At 36.5% G+C, this 17,978-nt stretch carries 19 protein-coding genes and 1 pseudogene; 4 read left to right on the top strand and 16 right to left on the bottom strand.

Annotated features, from left to right (window positions below):
• Positions 1-57: 57 nt before the first annotated feature.
• From JOC73_RS02245 to JOC73_RS02185, 10 genes and pseudogenes are all read right to left on the bottom strand, one after another.
• The gene (locus JOC73_RS02245) at positions 58-228 is read right to left on the bottom strand and encodes a hypothetical protein (RefSeq protein ID WP_204400226.1); all 171 of its coding nucleotides are present in this window, start codon (positions 226-228) and stop codon (positions 58-60) included.
• Between the two features lie 36 nt (positions 229-264).
• Positions 265-825, bottom strand: a complete 561-nt coding sequence (locus tag JOC73_RS02240) for a PRC-barrel domain-containing protein (protein ID WP_204400225.1) — start codon at positions 823-825, stop codon at positions 265-267.
• A gap of 165 nt (positions 826-990) precedes the next feature.
• The gene (nifU, locus tag JOC73_RS02235) at positions 991-1,440 is read right to left on the bottom strand and encodes a Fe-S cluster assembly scaffold protein NifU (protein WP_204400224.1); all 450 of its coding nucleotides are present in this window, start codon (positions 1,438-1,440) and stop codon (positions 991-993) included.
• Position 1,441: 1 nt separating this feature from the next.
• On the bottom strand, positions 1,442-2,620 hold the full coding sequence (gene nifS / locus JOC73_RS02230) for a cysteine desulfurase NifS (RefSeq protein ID WP_204400223.1): 1,179 nt from the start codon (positions 2,618-2,620) through the stop codon (positions 1,442-1,444).
• Between the two features lie 39 nt (positions 2,621-2,659).
• Positions 2,660-3,109 carry an RrF2 family transcriptional regulator gene (locus JOC73_RS02225; protein WP_204400222.1) on the bottom strand — a complete coding sequence of 150 codons (450 nt, stop codon included), beginning with the start codon at positions 3,107-3,109 and terminating at the stop codon, positions 2,660-2,662.
• Positions 3,110-3,570: 461 nt separating this feature from the next.
• Positions 3,571-4,386 (bottom strand): dTDP-4-dehydrorhamnose reductase, encoded by an 816-nt coding sequence (gene rfbD, locus JOC73_RS02220; RefSeq protein WP_204400221.1) that lies wholly within the window; start codon positions 4,384-4,386, stop codon positions 3,571-3,573.
• Positions 4,387-4,650: 264 nt separating this feature from the next.
• Entirely contained in the window at positions 4,651-4,788 is a 138-nt protein-coding gene (locus tag JOC73_RS02215) for a hypothetical protein (RefSeq protein WP_204400220.1), read from the bottom strand.
• Between the two features lie 67 nt (positions 4,789-4,855).
• Positions 4,856-5,796, bottom strand: a pseudogene (locus tag JOC73_RS15085) (sugar phosphate nucleotidyltransferase).
• 200 nt (positions 5,797-5,996) lie between these two features.
• On the bottom strand, positions 5,997-6,983 hold the full coding sequence (locus JOC73_RS15360) for a glycosyltransferase family 4 protein (RefSeq protein ID WP_204400217.1): 987 nt from the start codon (positions 6,981-6,983) through the stop codon (positions 5,997-5,999).
• Positions 6,984-6,994: 11 nt separating this feature from the next.
• Entirely contained in the window at positions 6,995-7,966 is a 972-nt protein-coding gene (locus tag JOC73_RS02185; RefSeq protein ID WP_204400216.1) for a glycosyltransferase, read from the bottom strand.
• A 348-nt stretch (positions 7,967-8,314) separates the two neighbouring features.
• On the opposite strand from JOC73_RS02185, the gene JOC73_RS02180 reads away from it, so the two are divergent.
• Positions 8,315-8,863 (top strand): CAP domain-containing protein, encoded by a 549-nt coding sequence (locus tag JOC73_RS02180; protein WP_243427833.1) that lies wholly within the window; start codon positions 8,315-8,317, stop codon positions 8,861-8,863.
• A gap of 78 nt (positions 8,864-8,941) precedes the next feature.
• Here the strand turns inward: JOC73_RS02180 and JOC73_RS02175 are convergent, their stop codons facing one another.
• Together JOC73_RS02175 and JOC73_RS02170 are read right to left on the bottom strand one after the other, a co-directional pair.
• Positions 8,942-9,607 (bottom strand): hypothetical protein, encoded by a 666-nt coding sequence (locus JOC73_RS02175; RefSeq protein WP_204400214.1) that lies wholly within the window; start codon positions 9,605-9,607, stop codon positions 8,942-8,944.
• 125 nt (positions 9,608-9,732) lie between these two features.
• Positions 9,733-10,401 (bottom strand): hypothetical protein, encoded by a 669-nt coding sequence (locus JOC73_RS02170; protein ID WP_204400213.1) that lies wholly within the window; start codon positions 10,399-10,401, stop codon positions 9,733-9,735.
• A 130-nt stretch (positions 10,402-10,531) separates the two neighbouring features.
• On the opposite strand from JOC73_RS02170, the gene JOC73_RS02165 reads away from it, so the two are divergent.
• Positions 10,532-12,226: a hypothetical protein gene (locus tag JOC73_RS02165; RefSeq protein WP_204400212.1), complete on the top strand. Its 1,695-nt coding sequence runs from the start codon at positions 10,532-10,534 to the stop codon at positions 12,224-12,226.
• On the opposite strand, the gene JOC73_RS02160 is transcribed toward JOC73_RS02165, so the two are convergent.
• The 4 genes from JOC73_RS02160 to JOC73_RS02145 form a co-directional block, all read right to left on the bottom strand.
• The gene (locus tag JOC73_RS02160) at positions 12,219-12,491 is read right to left on the bottom strand and encodes a DUF3343 domain-containing protein (protein WP_204400211.1); all 273 of its coding nucleotides are present in this window, start codon (positions 12,489-12,491) and stop codon (positions 12,219-12,221) included. The two genes, JOC73_RS02165 and JOC73_RS02160, sit on opposite strands and share 8 nt — an antisense overlap.
• A gap of 191 nt (positions 12,492-12,682) precedes the next feature.
• Positions 12,683-13,999 carry a replication-associated recombination protein A gene (locus tag JOC73_RS02155; RefSeq protein WP_204400210.1) on the bottom strand — a complete coding sequence of 439 codons (1,317 nt, stop codon included), beginning with the start codon at positions 13,997-13,999 and terminating at the stop codon, positions 12,683-12,685.
• A 10-nt stretch (positions 14,000-14,009) separates the two neighbouring features.
• Positions 14,010-15,053, bottom strand: coding sequence for a low-specificity L-threonine aldolase (gene ltaE, locus JOC73_RS02150; RefSeq protein ID WP_204400209.1), 1,044 nt, complete (start codon positions 15,051-15,053; stop codon positions 14,010-14,012).
• A gap of 276 nt (positions 15,054-15,329) precedes the next feature.
• Positions 15,330-16,247, bottom strand: a complete 918-nt coding sequence (locus JOC73_RS02145; protein WP_204400208.1) for a hypothetical protein — start codon at positions 16,245-16,247, stop codon at positions 15,330-15,332.
• A 149-nt stretch (positions 16,248-16,396) separates the two neighbouring features.
• Between JOC73_RS02145 and JOC73_RS02140 the strand changes: the two genes are divergently transcribed.
• Positions 16,397-17,461, top strand: a complete 1,065-nt coding sequence (locus JOC73_RS02140) for a hypothetical protein (protein WP_204400207.1) — start codon at positions 16,397-16,399, stop codon at positions 17,459-17,461.
• On the top strand, positions 17,433-17,921 hold the full coding sequence (locus tag JOC73_RS02135) for a hypothetical protein (RefSeq protein WP_204400206.1): 489 nt from the start codon (positions 17,433-17,435) through the stop codon (positions 17,919-17,921). The genes JOC73_RS02140 and JOC73_RS02135 overlap by 29 nt, the downstream gene beginning before the upstream one ends.
• Positions 17,922-17,978 lie beyond the last annotated feature (57 nt).

Here is a 17,978-nt window from a genome sequence, read left to right as displayed (position 1 = left end):
CCCTTCTTTACCAGTAAAATTAATGATTTTAAAAGCAGCTTTTTAGCTGCTTTTAAATTACCCTAAAATATTCCCCATCCCCATCATTTGGATTGAAGCCTTCAACATCTTTTTAGTTCGTCTTAAGGTCTTTTTTCTTTCCCTAGGACTCATATTAGACACCGCGTAGATTCCGACTGTGGCTCCCAATAAACTTCCAGTGATTAAACCCATCATTGTCTTATTCATACAATCACTCCTTGTTTATTCATTTATAGTTATCATCTATAGTTTTTGTTTATTATGTTGTTCTATACCAAGCATTTTTTTCAAACCGCCCTGATGATATAATATTCCGTTTTGAAATTGGTTATAATCCACAATAATATTGTTTTGATTAAAATCAATACTATTGGACAAAGGAAAGATACTGTAGCCCTGCATCAAATCTGTAAGAACTCCCTCACTGATGATTAAATCAACGATTTTACCACTTTTCAAATCTATTAAAGTATCCTTCACAACTCCAACTAAGTCGCCACTGACACCATAGATTTCAAAACCAATAATAGCAGTGGTTCTATTTAATGCTGCTTCTATTTCTGGTACTTGGTGGGGGCTTAAAATCTCACTTTCATGCTGAATTACGATTCCATTACTATTAAAGTCCTTTATTTTCTTGTACTGAATTACAAATTTTTCCTTGCTTTTCAAATGCTGTTGGACTAAAAGACCCAATACCCTTGATTTGCTAGTACAATAGATTGGTTCTTGGACATAGAAATCTAACAACTCATTATTTGCTTTAATTATGGGACTACCAATAAATTCACTTCCTTTTTTCATTTATATCCCTCTTTTCCCGTGGATATAAGTATTTTTTGAAGAATAATAAAAAAAAATGCAGGGAATCCCTGCATTTATCTCTAGTATTTTCAACTATATTTAATTTCTCTTATAAAATGAAATTTATTCATAAAAATTATATATTTAAACTTAGGTGATTAAATTCTAATGATCTTCTTCATCATGCCCATGGTCGTGATGGTCATGTTCTTCGTCAGGATTGAAACCTTCTAACTCTTCAAAGTGTAATCCTTTTTCTTTAGCATAGTTATAGATTGCTGCCTTTACTGCCTGCTCTGCCAATACTGAACAATGCATTTTAACAGGTGGTAATCCATCTAAAGCCTCTGCCACTGCTCTGTTAGTAAGATTTAAGGCTTCTTTTATGGTTTTACCCTTAATCATTTCAGTTGCCATACTGGAAGTAGCAATAGCTGAACCACAACCGAATGTCTTAAACTTAACATCTACAATCGTATCTCCTTCTATTTTAAGATACATCTTCATGATGTCTCCACACTTAGCATTACCTACTTGTCCCACTGCATCAGCATTTTCTATTTCTCCAACATTTCTTGGGTTGCTGAAATGGTCCATTACTTTTTCACTATACATTTTATCTTCCTCCTTTTACCTTCTCATATAAAGGTGACATTTGTCTTAATCTCTCCACGATAGGTGGTAGTTGCTCAATCACGTAATCTACATCTTCTTCTGTTGTGTAATCACCAATGGTTAATCTTAGAGAGCCATGGGCTACTTCATGGGTTAATCCAATTGCCATCAACACATGGGATGGATCAAGGGAGCCAGATGTGCAGGCAGATCCACTAGAACCAGCAATCCCCACCATATCTAACATTAATAATAACGCTTCACCTTCAATAAATTCAATGGAAATATTACAATTTCCAGGTAATCTTTTGGTAGGATGGCCATTTAGATGGATGTATGGGATTTTTTCCTGTAATCCGTTAATTAATCGATTCCTTAAAGTAACTAATTGATTAACATGCTCATCAATGTTTTCATAAGCTAATTCTGCTGCTTTACCAAAACCAACTATAGCTGGTACATTTTCTGTACCTGCTCTTCTTCTTCTTTCTTGAGCTCCCCCATGGATAATTGGGTGAATCTTCGTGCCTTTTTTAATATATAGTAATCCAATTCCTTTAGGTCCATAGATTTTATGGGCAGAAAGGGACATTAAATCAATCCCTAAATCTTTAACATCTATTTTAACATTTCCATAGGCCTGCACAGCATCTGTATGGAAGGTAATCTTGTAATCCTTTGCAATTTTACCAATTTCTTTGATTGGTTGGATTGTTCCGATTTCATTGTTGGCAAACATGATGGTTATTAAAATTGTATCAGGTCTAATGGCAGCCTTTAACTCATCGATCTTGATCATGCCGTATTGGTCTACATCTAGATACGTAACATCAAATCCATCTTTTTCAAGGTATTGACAGGTATGAAGTACTGCGTGATGTTCTACTTTAGTTGTAATAACATGCTTTCCTTTATCCTTTAGGGCATTCGCAACACCTTTGATCCCCCAGTTATCAGCTTCAGAACCGCCTCCTGTGAAGAATATTTCATCTACTCCTGCATTTAGAGTCTTTGCTATTGTTGATCTAGCTTTATCTACAGCTGACTTGTTTTCCCGTCCAAAGCAATGGATACTGGATGGGTTTCCAAATTGCACATTAAAAAATGGTAACATTTCATCTAAAACTTCCTTTTTCATAGGAGTTGTAGCTGAATAATCTAAGTATACTCTCTTCTTCATGTGATCCTCTCCTTAAATAAGTTCCTCATCAGTAGGATTTTATATATAAAACATATAATGCTCTTTATTTTTTAATTTATTATGATCATCCACCATGTCCTGTAGGGTGATGGAATCAATGACTTCACTAATACTAATACGTATTTTCTCCCAGACTACTCTTGTTACACAACATTCCGCATTGTCACAGGAGGTAGCATCCTCTTCTAGGACACAATCCGATGGACCTAAGGGGCCTTCTAAAGTACGAATAATATCCCCTACTGTGATCTTCTCTGGGGCCTGGGCCAACATGTACCCCCCCTGGGCTCCCCTAACACTCTTTACCAAGCCAGCCTTCCGTAAATTTGCCACCAGTTGCTCTAGGTAGTGGTCTGAAATCCTTTGTCTTTCTGCAATATTTTTCAAAGCAATAGGACCATCTCCAAAATGAATGGCTAAGTCGTACATAGCCTTTAACCCGTATCTTCCTTTTGTAGAAAGTTTCACTTTTCTCAGCCCTCCTTTAATCCCAAGTGATTTGATTGGAATTCTTATTTAGTATATTATACCCTAGTATTGTTGTCAACATTACAATTGGAAAAATTTTTTTCTTAGTATTCAGTATTTCTATCCCTATAATTGTTTTAATTTTCAAAAATATTAGACATTCTAAAGATTCTTCACAGTAGATTTCAATTATTTGATAGCTTTCAATTTATTTTTTGTTAGATCTTTTACGTCTGTCTTTTTAAATAATACCCTAAATTCTTTGATTTAAAACCTACCATTTATGTAGGAATAAAATTATATCTATAAACAATCGCTTTTTTTTCCCTCAACTATTGATTAATATAAAAGCAAACTCAACTTTCCGAAGAAACATATAAATTCAAGAATCAAAAAAGCCAGCCACCGAATGTACACATAAATATGTAAAGGTGCTGACTATTTGTTGTTACACTGATGGATTAACTTTTTAAGAATGATTCAACTGCCTCCTGCCAATCCCTCATTTTGATACTTGAATTATTTGATAAGCTAGAATTCTTTGGACGGGGTGCCTTCTGATTCAATTCTGTTGTCTTGATGGGATTTACCTTTGCACTGAGTTTTTTGCATCTACAAATGGTGTCTGCCAACTCATACCAGGTGCAATTCCCCTCATTGACCAAATGATATATGCCGTAGTCATCTAACTTCGTCAGTTCACCAAGGGCAGCCGCTAGGTCCAATGCATAGGTGGGACAACCCCTTTGATCATCCACTACATTTAATAGAGTCTTACTGGTGGCTAAATTTAACACTGTCTGAATAAAATTCTTTCCCTTATGTCCATACAACCAAGCCGTACGTACAATGAAATGTTTATCCGTATTTTTCATCACTTCTAGTTCTCCAGCATATTTAGTCTTTCCATAGACATTTATAGGGTTAGGTTGATCTCCCTCATCATAGGGAGTCTCTTTTTCCCCATCAAAAACATAATCACTACTAATATAAATGAGTCTACTCCCGATTCTTTCTGATATTTTTGCTATATTTTCAGTCCCCTCTACATTTACCTGCTGAGCAACATCCTGTTTTTTTTCACACCCGTCTACATTGGTATAGGCTGCTGCATGGATAATCACCTCTGGGTCGATAACCCGTAACCTTTTGTAGGATTCCTCGAGGTTAGTAATATCAAAATCCTTTTTCCCAAAGCTATAAATCTCTTGATGTTGTAGTACTTTGTTGAGCTCATTTCCTAATTGTCCTGTGCCACCTAGTATACATATCTTCATTTTATCACTCCCACCATTTTTTGTTGATAATATACCACGCTATCGTTTCCCCTATGCCCCTATCAAAACTAAGTTTAGGCATCCAGCCTAACTCCTTTGTTATCTTACTATGATTAACTGCATATCGCAGATCATGACCTAGCCGATCCTATACACTGGAGATTAAGCCACCTTCCTCCCAAGTGAGGATAGAATAAATTGCATTTAATATTTCTCCTTTTTTTCCCACTAATAGAACTGTCTCTATTGCACTGCATAAATCCTTTACATAAATCCATTCCTGCTCCTGCCACCTAAGCCATTTAATAGTTCCTCGTCCTTCCGTAGAATCTCTGTGAGGAGACCTCTTACATCACAATGATATTTTAGATTCTTTATTTTTACACCTTCGATTAACTTCATTATATGCCCCTCCTTAAACGAATAGTAAGTTTTTAAAATATTCTTTCTATTTTTAAGCCTTTAAAATCTATTTACTTTTAATCTTAACAACACTGTTGTTCCCCAAATTACAATTACTTAAAAACTCTTTAAGATGATACATATTAACCTCCGATATAATCAGACTATCAATAATTTTACTGCCGATGATGCGACACTCATTTCTAATACAGGTATTTTCTTTAATGATACTGTCTTGAATAATGGTATCTTTTCCTATATAAACAGGCCCTTCCAATACACTATTAACGACTCGAGCCCCCTTTTCGATTATGATATTTCCTTTGACTATTGTCTTTTCATCCACTCCTCCTTCAATCCTGGGTGTTATAGTAGTTAGCTGTTTTTTGTTGGCATAAAGTAAATCCTCTGGGGTCCCTACATCCAGCCAATGTTCCTCCATCATAAAGTAGCCTATCTGGTACCCTTCTATTAGTACCTCCTGTATTGCATCAGTGATTTCCAATTCATTTATCCATGATGGTTTGATTTTACTAATTGCTTTGAAGATTTCCTAGTTGTTAAATATATAAAGCCCCAGAATAGCAAGATTGCTGGTGGGATTTTTAGGTTTTTCTACAACTTTCACTACTTTCCCATCCTCAAGATAGGCAATGCCATATCATTGAGGGTCCTCCACTTCCTTTAGGGCAACCGTTACTCTATTTGAATTTTTCTTATGATGATCAATCATGTCCTTGAGGTCTACAGCGAAAAAATTATCCCCTAAAACCATGACGAAATCTTCATTTCCCAATTGTTTTTTTGATATTTTAACTGCATGAGCCAAACCCAAGGGGGAGGTTTGATGTAGATAGACAATATTAACTCCCCATTTCTCACCATTTCCTAGGTATTTCTGCACCTGCTCATAGGTGTCTCCAACGACTATGACTATATCAAAATTCCAGCCTGCTGGAACATTTCTACTATATTGATGAGGATGGGTTTATTTAAAATTGGTAACAACTGCTTTGGACAATTGCTCGTCAATGGCATCATTCTCGTTCCTGCCGCCACTTAATATAAGACCCTTCATTTCTTCCCCTCCTTCTATTAATCTGCTATAAGATATGCAGGACTTCCGATTTTGATAATATTTTTATAGAAGTCATAGAAGGTATGGTTCAGCTTGAAGGGCTTACTATATATTTGGTTTAATTTAATATTTATTGTTGATATGCTTGAAATATTCTTTCCGCTACATAATTCCATAAATAATGTTGTGAAATATAATTTTTCAAGGCATCATTTTTTTCCCTCATCATTCCTTGACTAACCTTTTCTTTAATATCCTGAATATTATGGGGATCTACATAGTCTGCATAGTCTTTAAAATATTCCTTTGTACTACCCTCTTGGGTGGTGACGATGTTGCAGCCTGCCAAACCTGCCTCTAGGCTTACCAACCCCGGTATCTCGTACCAGCTCACTAGAGCATGTACTTTTGCAGCTTTATAAATGGAGGGCAACTGCTGATGGTCTACATTTGGCATATAAATTAAATCTGGATTGACCCTAAGACAACGATGATAATAGTCTAAATGATTTACAGGCCCCACCATGACAAATGGAATATCCAACTCCTTTGCCACCTGAGCAAGGGCCAGTTGATTTTTATGTTTACAGACCCTTCCCACACATAAAAGAAAGTCTTTGATTTTATATTGACTAATAAAGTCCTCTGCCCTCCCCTTCGCAAATAACGGGTCTACCCCATTGGGGATGATCTCGTAATGTTTGTTTGTGTGAAACCTATTTCCAATTTCTCTCATTTCCATTATAGAACTTGGAAGAATCACATCCACACCTTGAAAGATCTCCCTCCTTAGGCGATCCGATTCATCCCAATAGATTTCCTCCATAGCCCCCTTTTGCCTCTTGGGGATATAGTCAATATAATTCCAGAAAATTGGTGATAAAAATATTTTCTTATTATAATAACAGGCATTTTTAAAGAAGCTATAGGTCTCCTGTACCCGTATCGTATTAAATAGATGGATCAAATCATAGGGACTTAGGTCTTCATGGGGATTATGGGATACGCTGATCTCCACCCCCAGTTTTTCAAGATATTCCTTTGTCTTGAGAAATTGAATGGTATCCCCTGCCATGTTCTTTTGATAATCACCTCGAGTATAGAAAAGCACCTTCACTTCACCACCTCCTAGTTAATGATCTGAATAATTCGATTAACCCGCTCAATCCATGAGTTTTGTTTTGCCACCTCTTTCCGTTCCTCCACCAGCATTTCATTTTTTTCCTCCATTGCCATCTCAACAGATTTAATAAATTCTTTTCCCGTATCATTTATGTAGACGTATTTCTTAAAGGGTACTAACTCTGGTAATGATGTACTGACCACTGGTTTTCCCAATGACAAGTATTCATATAGCTTGATGGGATTGGTGGCCTTCGTAATCTGGTTTTTCTTAAAGGGAATCATTGTTATATCCATTTGATTTAAATAACTGGGTATCTTTTCATAACTTACATGCCCCAGATAGTTGATATTATTCCTTTTGGGTAGGCTCATCCCGCTGAGGGTAGCCCCTATTAAAAATATTTCTTCTTTTGGAAAAGCCTCTGCTGTGGCGGTTATTAAGTCTACATCTACCCAAGGGGCGATGGCTCCAATATAACCGATGATTTTGGTATTTGGGTCTTTGTCTATCTTTACACCATTTTCCTTGTGTTTATTAAAAAAGTGATAGTCACATCCATTTGGGACTAAACAAACATCTCTTCTATATCTTCGAATGCTATTGTACAAGGGGGTAGAAGTTGCAAAGATCAAATCCGCCACCTTCATCATCCGATGATGATGTAGGATTAGATGTGGAAAATCATCAACGCAATCATAAATAAATAATCTTTCCTTAAATCGTCCCTTGAAACCATGAAATTGAGGATTCACCACCCATACCACATCGGCACCGACCCCTTCCTTACATAATCCTTCAAGGTCATGACAAATGTATAGACCGCCTCCACGATCTTCTATAAATTGATCTTTTCTCTGGGTTTTATTACAATAGACTACCTCCCAGCCCCTTCTGGCAAACTCCATCATTAATTGTTGAGGGCGCTGAAACATCCAGTCAAAATCCACTGAAGAAAGACATATAATTCTTTTCATTATATAAACTCCTTTACCTTTATTTCACCCGACTACCATATTTTATGCGTTGAAAACGCTTACATATTACTGTATTATTAAGTCAAACCCAAAGGAGGAGATATTATGTTAATCAACAGACTATCAAAAAAAGTACTAGTTCCTGTTCTTGTTGGATTAATGCTTGTGGGTACGTCTATGCCTGCTAACGCTTATACGTTCTATAGAAGTTCAAATAATACTCGTTTCGTATATAATGTAACTAGAAATTATACACCAACAAACACTTATTCTTTCAATAGAACAAGCTATCGGTATAGTTATCGTAACCCGTCAACACCGGTTCCGGCTCCAACCCCTGCTCCTGTTATGCCAGCACCAACTCCGACGCCAGCTCCAGAGCCAAAACCGACTCCAACACCGGCACCAGCACCTGCTCCAGCACCAACACCAGCACCGGCTCCCGCTCCAACACCAACTCCAGCTCCTGAGCCAACACCAACTCCAGTGGTTCAACCACCAACTGATACAAATAATGAAAAACATACTTTAAGCGCCACTGAGATTCAAATGATCCAAATGGTAAATGAAGAAAGAGCAAAAGCAGGTGTTAAGCCATTAGAAGTGGATGTAAACCTAGCTTATGTTGCTAGAGTTAAGTCTAAAGACATGCATGACAACAACTATTTCTCCCACACATCACCAACCTATGGATCACCATTTGATATGATGCGTTCGTTTGGTATCAGCTACAGAGGTGCGGCAGAAAATATTGCAAAAAGTTATAGTTTACAATCAGCCCATACAGGGTTAATGAATTCAGAAGGACATAGACGTAACATCTTAAATCCTAACCTTACCCATATCGGAATTGGTATTTACAACGGTTACTACACTCAGATGTTCATCAGCAAGTAACAATATATGTTGTAAGTAATCGCCCTAAACAATATCGACCCACTAGGCTTTCATACCTAGTGGGTCTTTTTTTTAGTTCTAGAACATGTTTTTTTCAATGTCTTCCAATTGTGGTGGGAAAAACTCTGGGAATGGTGCTCCATCAAAGTCTATACATATATCCTCAGGGAAGAATTCTTCACACTCTGGTGGTTCTGGGCAGAATCCAAAAGCTGGTATCAACAACTGTACCCTTCCTACTACCTTAACGATTACGAATACTCCTACTGCAAATACTAAGAAACCATCTTCTTTAATTGGTTCATTTAATAATTGAGATGCTGTTTCCAATACGATTTGGAAAGTAAACTCATCTCTAGCCTCTGGGATAAACATGATGATGTCTTTTTGAATTTCTGGTAATTCACCCTCAATGCAGATTACTTTTTTGCTATCTTTTATTCTTATCTTTAATGTAAAAGTAATACTTAATCTAAAACGAACTCTACTAAAGTTAGGACGATTTGGAATAGGCGTAATAACTAAAGTGTTTGGAACAATTTCTCCTGGATTAAAGGTGATGTCTACAAATTCATAATCATCACCACAAGGAATTGGAACGAAAACTCTTTCAAAGCATTCTCTTTGCTGACAACTGAAATACACTTTGTCAACGATGATACACTCTGGTTTAAAATCTGGGCAATATGGGTCTTTTTGCAAAGTAATTCTGTCCCCTTGATTCAGTTCTTGATTTAATGACATTTCGTTACCCCCTTACTTATTAAAAAATTCACTTCTATACAATACTACTATATGTTTGTATCATAATTGTGTTACTAAAGGAAAGCTACCAAATGGTAGCTTCCTATTTTTTGTTTTAGTTCTTCCTATAAGAAGCTGCTGTCAATATCCTCAAGCTGAGGTGGGAAGAACTCTGGGAATGGTACTTCGTCAAAATCAATGCAAATGTCTTCTGGGAAGAACTCCTCACAATCTGGTGGTTCCGGGCAGAATCCAAATGCTGGTATTAACAATTGTACTCTTCCTACAATCTTAGCAATGATAAATACTCCTACTGCAAAGACAAAGAAGCCATCTTCTTGTACTGGTTCTGTTAAAAGCTGAGATGCTGTCTCAATAACGATTTGGAAGGTGAACTCATCTCTAGCCTCTGGGATAAACATAATGATATCCTTTTGTATCTCAGGAAGTTCTCCTGCTATGCTTAGAATATTTTTGGGATCACACTTATCTCGCACCTGTAAAGTATAAGTAATTCTCACTCTAAAACGAACTCTACTAAAATTTGGTCTGTTTGGTATAGGTGTGATCACTAGAGTATCTTCGATAATTTCTCCTGGGTTAAACGTAATGTCTACAAATTCATATTCTCCGCCACAAGGAAGAGGTGCAAACACTTCATCGAAGCATTCTCTTTGCTGACAGCTGAAATATACCTTGTCGACTATTACACATTCTGCTTTAAAATCTGGGCAGTAAAGGTCCTTTTCTAATGATATTTGGTCCTCTGGGTTTGGATTTAGATTCATCGCCATAATTTACCCCCTTTATTTAATACTTGGCTTAATAAAACAATAATAAATATGCTATTAATAACATAATATGGAGTAAGTTAACTTTGGTGAATAATTTTTAAAATAAATTTTAATAAAAGGAAGTGATTCAATGCAATTACCTTCTCCTCAGCATTATTTGATGAAGACAAAGACTAACTTTGCTTTTTACTTTCACCTAAAAAAAGACAGGTCTATCGCTGTTAAATCCTATGATGACAAAAACCGGTTTCTAGAGGAAGAAGTTGTCGTATCTCAACCAGTATTGGACTTTTCGGTGACTATAGACCGGAATGATTATCTTCATCTAATCTGCATTACAAGTGAAGGCGTACTTTCCTACTACATTCGTTCCAATAGTCAATGGAATCATCGGCAAATTTCAAAAGTGGACATAAAATCTAATGTTTATCGAAATCTAGTCTTAATGATTAAGAATAAGGATACCCATATCCTATGCAACAAGACTAACTTTACAAACCCTGCCATTACCTCCATTGAACATATGTACTGGAATAATAAGGGTATGAAAAAGGTAACTGTTACCACCTATCTCCCAGGGAAATATTCCAATCCCTTTCAGGTAGACATCGATAGTGTGGGTAATCTCCACTTGATCTACAAAGTGCTTCATCATAAAAACAATCAGCTCTACTACAGTTTTTATAGCATTTTTAATAAAAAATGGAATAATGGTGAAATCATCTCCAGCCTACAGGAAGACCATAGCCATCCCCATATGTTGATAGACAAACAGGATAATCTTCATCTAGTATGGTGTACCATTGAAGACAATAACTTCACTTTAAAATATAAGCGCAAAATGAAAATTTCGTCTTTAAAGTCCAAATGGTCCCCTCAAAAAAGTCTTTCAGATAAAAATGCAAATAATTATTCACCGCTACTAATCCACGAAGGCTCTGTACTAAAGGTTCTAAATAGACAAAATGATCGCTTTAACGAAGTCATCTCAGAGGACTTTGGAGAAAATTGGATAAACTCTTTTCAATCTCAACGCTTCAATGGTCAAGAACTTACTTTAATAAAGTATGGAACCAATAGTGATTTAGAAAAAATCAATACCTCTATCTCTAAGATATACGGGGAAATAGGAGATTACATTTCCATTATTGGTACTAATTTATTTGCAGTTTCTACTCCTCCACCCCAGCCTCAATCTCAGTTAAACAATCATCAAGAAGAGCTACTGAAGAGAAAAAATGAAGATAAAGAACTTCCAAAACAGATCAAGGAGGAAGTATCTAATGAAATTCCCAGGGTCATATCAAACGAAGCTATTCATGAGCCACAAAATCCATTTGGAGACACGATTTCAAAGACACCCAATGAACCTACTAAAGAATCAGATAAAGATTCTATAAAAGACACAGTTCAAGATGCTATTGTAGAATTACCCCAAGGAATCCAAATGGATGAAAATCTTAAGTCTTTGGTACAGGAGGTTCAAAATTACATCAATAGAATGGTAATCGAGGTTGAAAAAATAGAAGAGTCAAAAAAAGTCTTACAAGATAAAGCATCTCAACCTCCAAAAGATTTTAGTAATTCACAAACATTTCAGCAGTTCCAAAGTAACCTTATTAACCTAAATAGTCAATTGACCTCTATTGAAGCAGAGGAATTTGAACTCCAAAAAGAATTAGATCAGTTTCAAAAGAAAATTTATGCTATTGAAGATCGGATGATTCAGTTTAAAAAACAACTGCTTGAAATGGAGGATAAGGTGATGAAATTTCCCTCCCTCCAATCAAGCTTAGTCAATCGTTTTAAAAGTATTTTTAAATAGATAACTTTTTAATGATACGTCTACCATAGGAACGATTTACTTCATAAAAACCTGCTATTGTTTTATTGATGGCCTGGACCTCCTCCAGTAGGACCTTGTGAAGTTCGTAGTTTGTAAATTTGATGGAATAACTACAACCTGACTTTATTTTGCAGGGGGTAGAAACTAGTTCAAATCCATCAAGTTGTTTTCTTTTGAGGTACTGACTAAGATAAATGGCATGGTTTTTCGAATCAAATACAGCTAGATAATAAATTTTTTCCATTCATTCTTTCCCCCTTTAGAAGTTTTTTATAAATCTTCTTACAAAAACTGATAAAAAATTGTATATATTACTATATGAAGGGGATTTTTTATTGTGACTATGTAAAACTACTTCAATTAAATTTAAGTATAAAAAGGATGACTTCTCTTTAAGTCATCCTTTTTATATTATAAACATGTGTAATTTGCATTCTATCTTCCTTTAATAAAATCCATATGCTCTTTGATTTTCTTCTCATAACCATTTTCAGTAATATTATAGTACTGCTTCCCCTCCAACTCATCGGGAAGATACTGCTGCTCTACATAATTGTTTTCATAGTCATGGGCATATAAATATCCCTTTCCATGACCTAACTTCTTAGCACCTCCATAGTGGGCATCCCTTAAATGTAGGGGTACTGTGGTTTTGTGTTTTTCCACATCCCTTAGGGCTTGTCCTATTCCCATATAAGAGGCATTACTTTTTGGAGCTGTAGCCAAATATGTAGTGGCTTGCGCTAGAATAATCCTTCCTTCTGGTAATCCAATCACCCTAACAGCATCATGGGCCGCCATAGCCACCTGTAGAGCCATAGGATCCGCGTTTCCTATATCTTCGGAGGCTGAAATAATCAACCTCCTACTGATGAACTCTGGGTCCTCTCCACCGTAAAGCATTTTAGCTAGATAATGGAGGGCCGCATTGGGGTCACTTCCTCGAATACTCTTGATAAAGGCTGAGGTGACATCATAATGTTGGTCACCATTTTTATCATACTGAATAGCCCTTTTTTGAATAGACTCCTGTGCCACCTCTAAATCTATTTTAACCTTTAAATCTCTATTTAGGGGCGTGCTAAGTACCGCTATTTCTAATGCATTCAATGCCCTTCTTACGTCTCCATTTGCCACATTAGCCATATGCTCAAGGGCTTCTTCACTAATCTCAACATCATAATTTCCAAGGCCTTGTTTTTTATCCCCCAATGCCCTCTTCATAACTTCTATAAGGTCTTCCTTCTCCATCAGATTAAGTTGTAGTACTGTTGTTCTAGACAGGAGGGCTCCATTTACTTGAAAGTATGGGTTTTCTGTCGTGGCTCCGATTAGAATAAATAGTCCATTTTCCACATGGGGCAGCAGGGCATCCTGTTGATTTTTGGAGAAGCGATGAATTTCGTCTATAAATAATATACTGGACTTTTGATACATTCCCAGTAATTGATTGGCCTCCTCCACCACCTCTCGGATTTCCTTTACTCCAGAGGTAACAGCATTTAATTGAAAGAATTTAATATCTAACTCTTTAGAAATTACCCTTGCTATGGTGGTTTTTCCTGTTCCTGGAGGTCCAAACAATATAATAGAAGGGATTCGCTTTGCCTTGATACAACGGGTCAAAAACTTGTTGTCCCCTAAAATATGCTCTTGTCCTACGATTTCCTTCAATCGTTGGGGACGCATCCGATCAGCAAGTGGTGCTCTTTGGGCCAAGGTACTTTCCTTTGCCAAATCAAATAAATCCATATTATCACCCTTATGCTAAGATTTCTTTTACAATCTTTATTGCAGCTTCCACATCATTACTGTTTACTCCCCTATGGGTAACGAAGCGGATTAGACTTTCATTTCTTGGGTTTACTAACAATCCCTTTTCCTTCATTTTTTCTACTAGCTCTGGTACCTTTATTCCTGTGGCAGATACGTCTGCCATTAATATGTTGGTATGAACCTTTTCCGTATCTACTTTAATTCCCTCTATAGCATTTAATCCCTCAGCTAATGTACTGGCATTTTGATGGTCTAGGTCCAACCACCCTCCATGATCCCTCAGAGCTACAATACCAGCAGCAGCAATAATTCCAACCTGTCTCATTCCCCCACCCAGCATCTTACGGAGCTTTCTAGCTTTTGCGATAAACTCTTTTGTTCCCACCAGCATACTACCAATAGGAGCACTCATGCCCTTTGATAGGCAGAACATTACTGAGTCAGCGTATTGAGCTATTTCTTTTACATCCACCTTTAGATAATTAGCTGCATTAAATATTCTTGCACCATCTATATGTAGAGGAATTTGCTTGATTTGGGCTAATTTGTACACTTTTTTCATTTCTTCTAAAGGTAATACCATCCCCCCTGACATGTTGTGGGTGTTTTCAAGGCAGATTAGACCTGACTCTGGAAAATGGATGTTTTCTTGACGGATAGCAGCTTCTATTTCCTCAACCTTCATCATGCCATTGACTCCCTTTAAAGTCTTAGCCTGTACCCCTGCTAGTCTTGCGATTCCGCCTACTTCATATAGGTAGATATGACAGCTTTCTTCTAGGATGACTTCTTGTCCTGGGCTGGTATGGGCCATTACTGCGATTAGATTTCCCATTGTTCCCGATGGAACATATAGGGCTGCCTCTTTACCAAGCTTATCTGCTGTCATGACCTCCAGTTGGTTGACAGTCTCATCATCTCCATAGACATCATCCCCCACTTTAGCCTTTAGGATTTCTTCTAGCATTGCCTCTGTGGGTTTTGTTACTGTATCACTTCTAAAGTCATAGATTTGATTTTGATTTTCCATTGTGTTAGCCTCCTATATTTACTTTTTAGATTAAACTTTAGTCTTTACACTTAAGTCAAATTGTACGCTTAGTTCTATAATAGATGTAATCATTTTGGAGTATTCATTTGATTGATTCTAAATATGATATTCTCTTTCTTATATACTGGCTCTATAAAATCATCTATGTCTAATTATAAATCATCTAAGTATTTTTTCCAAGTAAAGCCCATCCTTAGTCTAAAAGAAAAACCGATGCTTTCACATCGGTCTTTCTTCTATTGATCCGATATTCTATTATATTTGATCCCTCATGCTGACAAAGGGTTCATTTACCTGTGGTGGGAATAATGGTGGGAAATTATCTCCACAGATAGGTCTTTCTCTAGCCTCTTGCTGACAGAATCCTGTACTTAATACGCAAAGCTGAACTGGAACCTTGATTTTCTTTTCGCAGGTTAAGCATAATGCTACGATTAGATTTACTTGAATTTCTCCAGTTACTGGGTTGAAAGTAATGTCTCTAGATATACTTTGTGTTGCTAATCTAGATGTAAAAGCAACGTTACAGAACTCAGTAAACTGTGGTAAGAAGGCAGAATCAAATACAGATGGCATACATAATTCGAAGAAGTTTGTTAGAACTTGGTTAATTGGTACTCTTCCTCTTAATGTTGCGAATTGGATATCTCCTCTTGCATCTAGGAACTCAACGTCAATTTCTACAACGATAGATCCACTAACTACAATTTCTTGAGATCCAAATATTGGTGTCCCTAAGCATACTTCGTCACACTCAGAAGTATCTGTGTAAATCAAATATTGTAATAATCCAGCAGGTCCTGGAACAACTACAGGGTTTCCTCTTTCATCTGTTACAAATTGTGCTCCAGACAGATTGGTCTTAGGTGTAACCGTAAGGTTTTTGCAGTCGTTTATGTTACAAGGGTTAAAATATTTCTTACTTCTTATGTCTAGTACTCTGATAATTCTTGACTTTGGTCCACATTTAGCTACTGGTAGTGTTCCAAAAGGTACTTGAGATGCTGGTTGTATTCCTGATAAGTTGAAGGTTACTGAATCATATACCTTATCAACAAATATACATTCTCCAACTATTTTATCTAAGCACCCATCAAAGAAGCATCCAGTATTAGCTATACAGCATCTGTCATCAATGGCCTGTGGTGCTACATCAACTGGTTGTTTATTCATAAACTCAACTCCTTTTTATTGATTGTGAGACTAATAATAACCTTCACTTACTGTAAAATATGTAATTACTCCCCAATCGGTGCTAGTTATCAGTAATTTTTATTTATAAATTGCATATATTTTACTAAAATCTACTAGGATGTGATGATATGCCTTTAAATGGTAAGAATGAATTTATTTTTCAAGATTCAAAGGGCAAAACCTTTAATTTCTTTCTGGATGAAAAGGAGGAAATCCAATGCATTTCTTCCAATACCAAGCATCAGTGGGTAAGCAAAGATGATGTTTTTCCAAAACGTTGCAGTAGTCTGGATATTGTTCTTGATGGTAGCGATCGATTCCATATTGTGAGCTATCATTACGACGGAGATTTTTATTATCACTATAGAAAAAATAATGAATGGAAGAGTATACAGCTAACAAGTCTATCGAAGAGTGAGAGAATTTTTTATCCTAAGGCGTGTATTTTAGGCTCAAACATTCATGTTTTCTACGATTTACAGCAATCAACCCAGAGGGATCGTTGTACTCTATTCCATTATACCTATGATGAAAAAGCCATGACATGGGTTAAAAATAATATCTGTACCCTTAGATTCAACCGCTTTGTTACTCCCTACAAGGTCCTCACCTATAAGAAACGTATTCTGCTTCTCTACATATCTATTATCAATAACAACGATGAAATATGCTTAATCGAATACTACCCCCATAATGACCAATGGAGTAAGCCACAACAGCTGACAAACACCACTGACCAAAAGCTGTATATGGATGCCTTGATGGATCAAGAGGGCAATCTACATATCACTTGGTGCCAATATAAAGAACAGGATGGACTCATGGTACAGTATTTAAAGACAGATCTTAAAAATGTAGACTTGAAGGATCAAAAAATTTCTTCCCTTTCGAAAAGACTTAATTGCTCTTTTCCTCAATTGATCCTCATGAATCAGCAACTCTATTGTATGTGGGTGGAATACGGTCACTTAGCTGTTTCTAAAAGTAACGACATGGGAAGTAACTGGATGCCTCCATCAATAGTGGACGATTCTAAAATTAACAATTTTAAGCGTTATCGGTACGGTAGCAATCAATCAAAGAGTCAATTTAATATTCAATGTGAATTCTTGTATGGTACCCATTATCCCAGTATTCAGTTTTTAGGTTTTGGAGGTGATAATTATGATGAAATATCAGCCAGTGAATCTTAATTTTATACCTAAGGATGAGAGACTTGATAGAGATTTAGTAAATGCTATGCCTGTCGAAGAAGTTGAAATGGAACTAGAAACTTCGGTCGAAGACTTACCTGCGAAAGATACTAGAAAGCAAAAAGAGGTGCTGCACCCCAGACGGGAAGTCTTTACTTTAGAAGAAAAAATAATACTGAATAACCAAATTGAGCACTTAAAAGAACAGTTGAATTATTCAGAAGACCAGGTCTCTGCATTACAAATGCGATTACATGAATCCAATAATAAAATCACTGCCCTAAAGGACCAACTAAACAGCTATGAAGCCTACCGAGATGATCTTGATCAAGTAACGTCCCTCAATATCAATCTTTCGCGGCTCTCAAATGAAAATGAAGAACTTAAACAACAGTTGAAGCAACAGAAGGATCATGTACAGATGCTTTATTTAATACTGTTGATTTTGGCGATCCTTTAGGGATTTACAGCAAACTGATACCCCTATAGCTAAGATTTGAAATCTAACTCAGCTGCA

Source organism: Alkaliphilus hydrothermalis, assembly GCF_016908555.1.
GTDB lineage: Bacteria > Bacillota > Clostridia > Peptostreptococcales > Natronincolaceae > Alkaliphilus > Alkaliphilus hydrothermalis.
The sequence above is the reverse complement of the archived record's forward strand: the minus strand, read 5'-3'. Positions and strand labels throughout refer to the sequence as shown.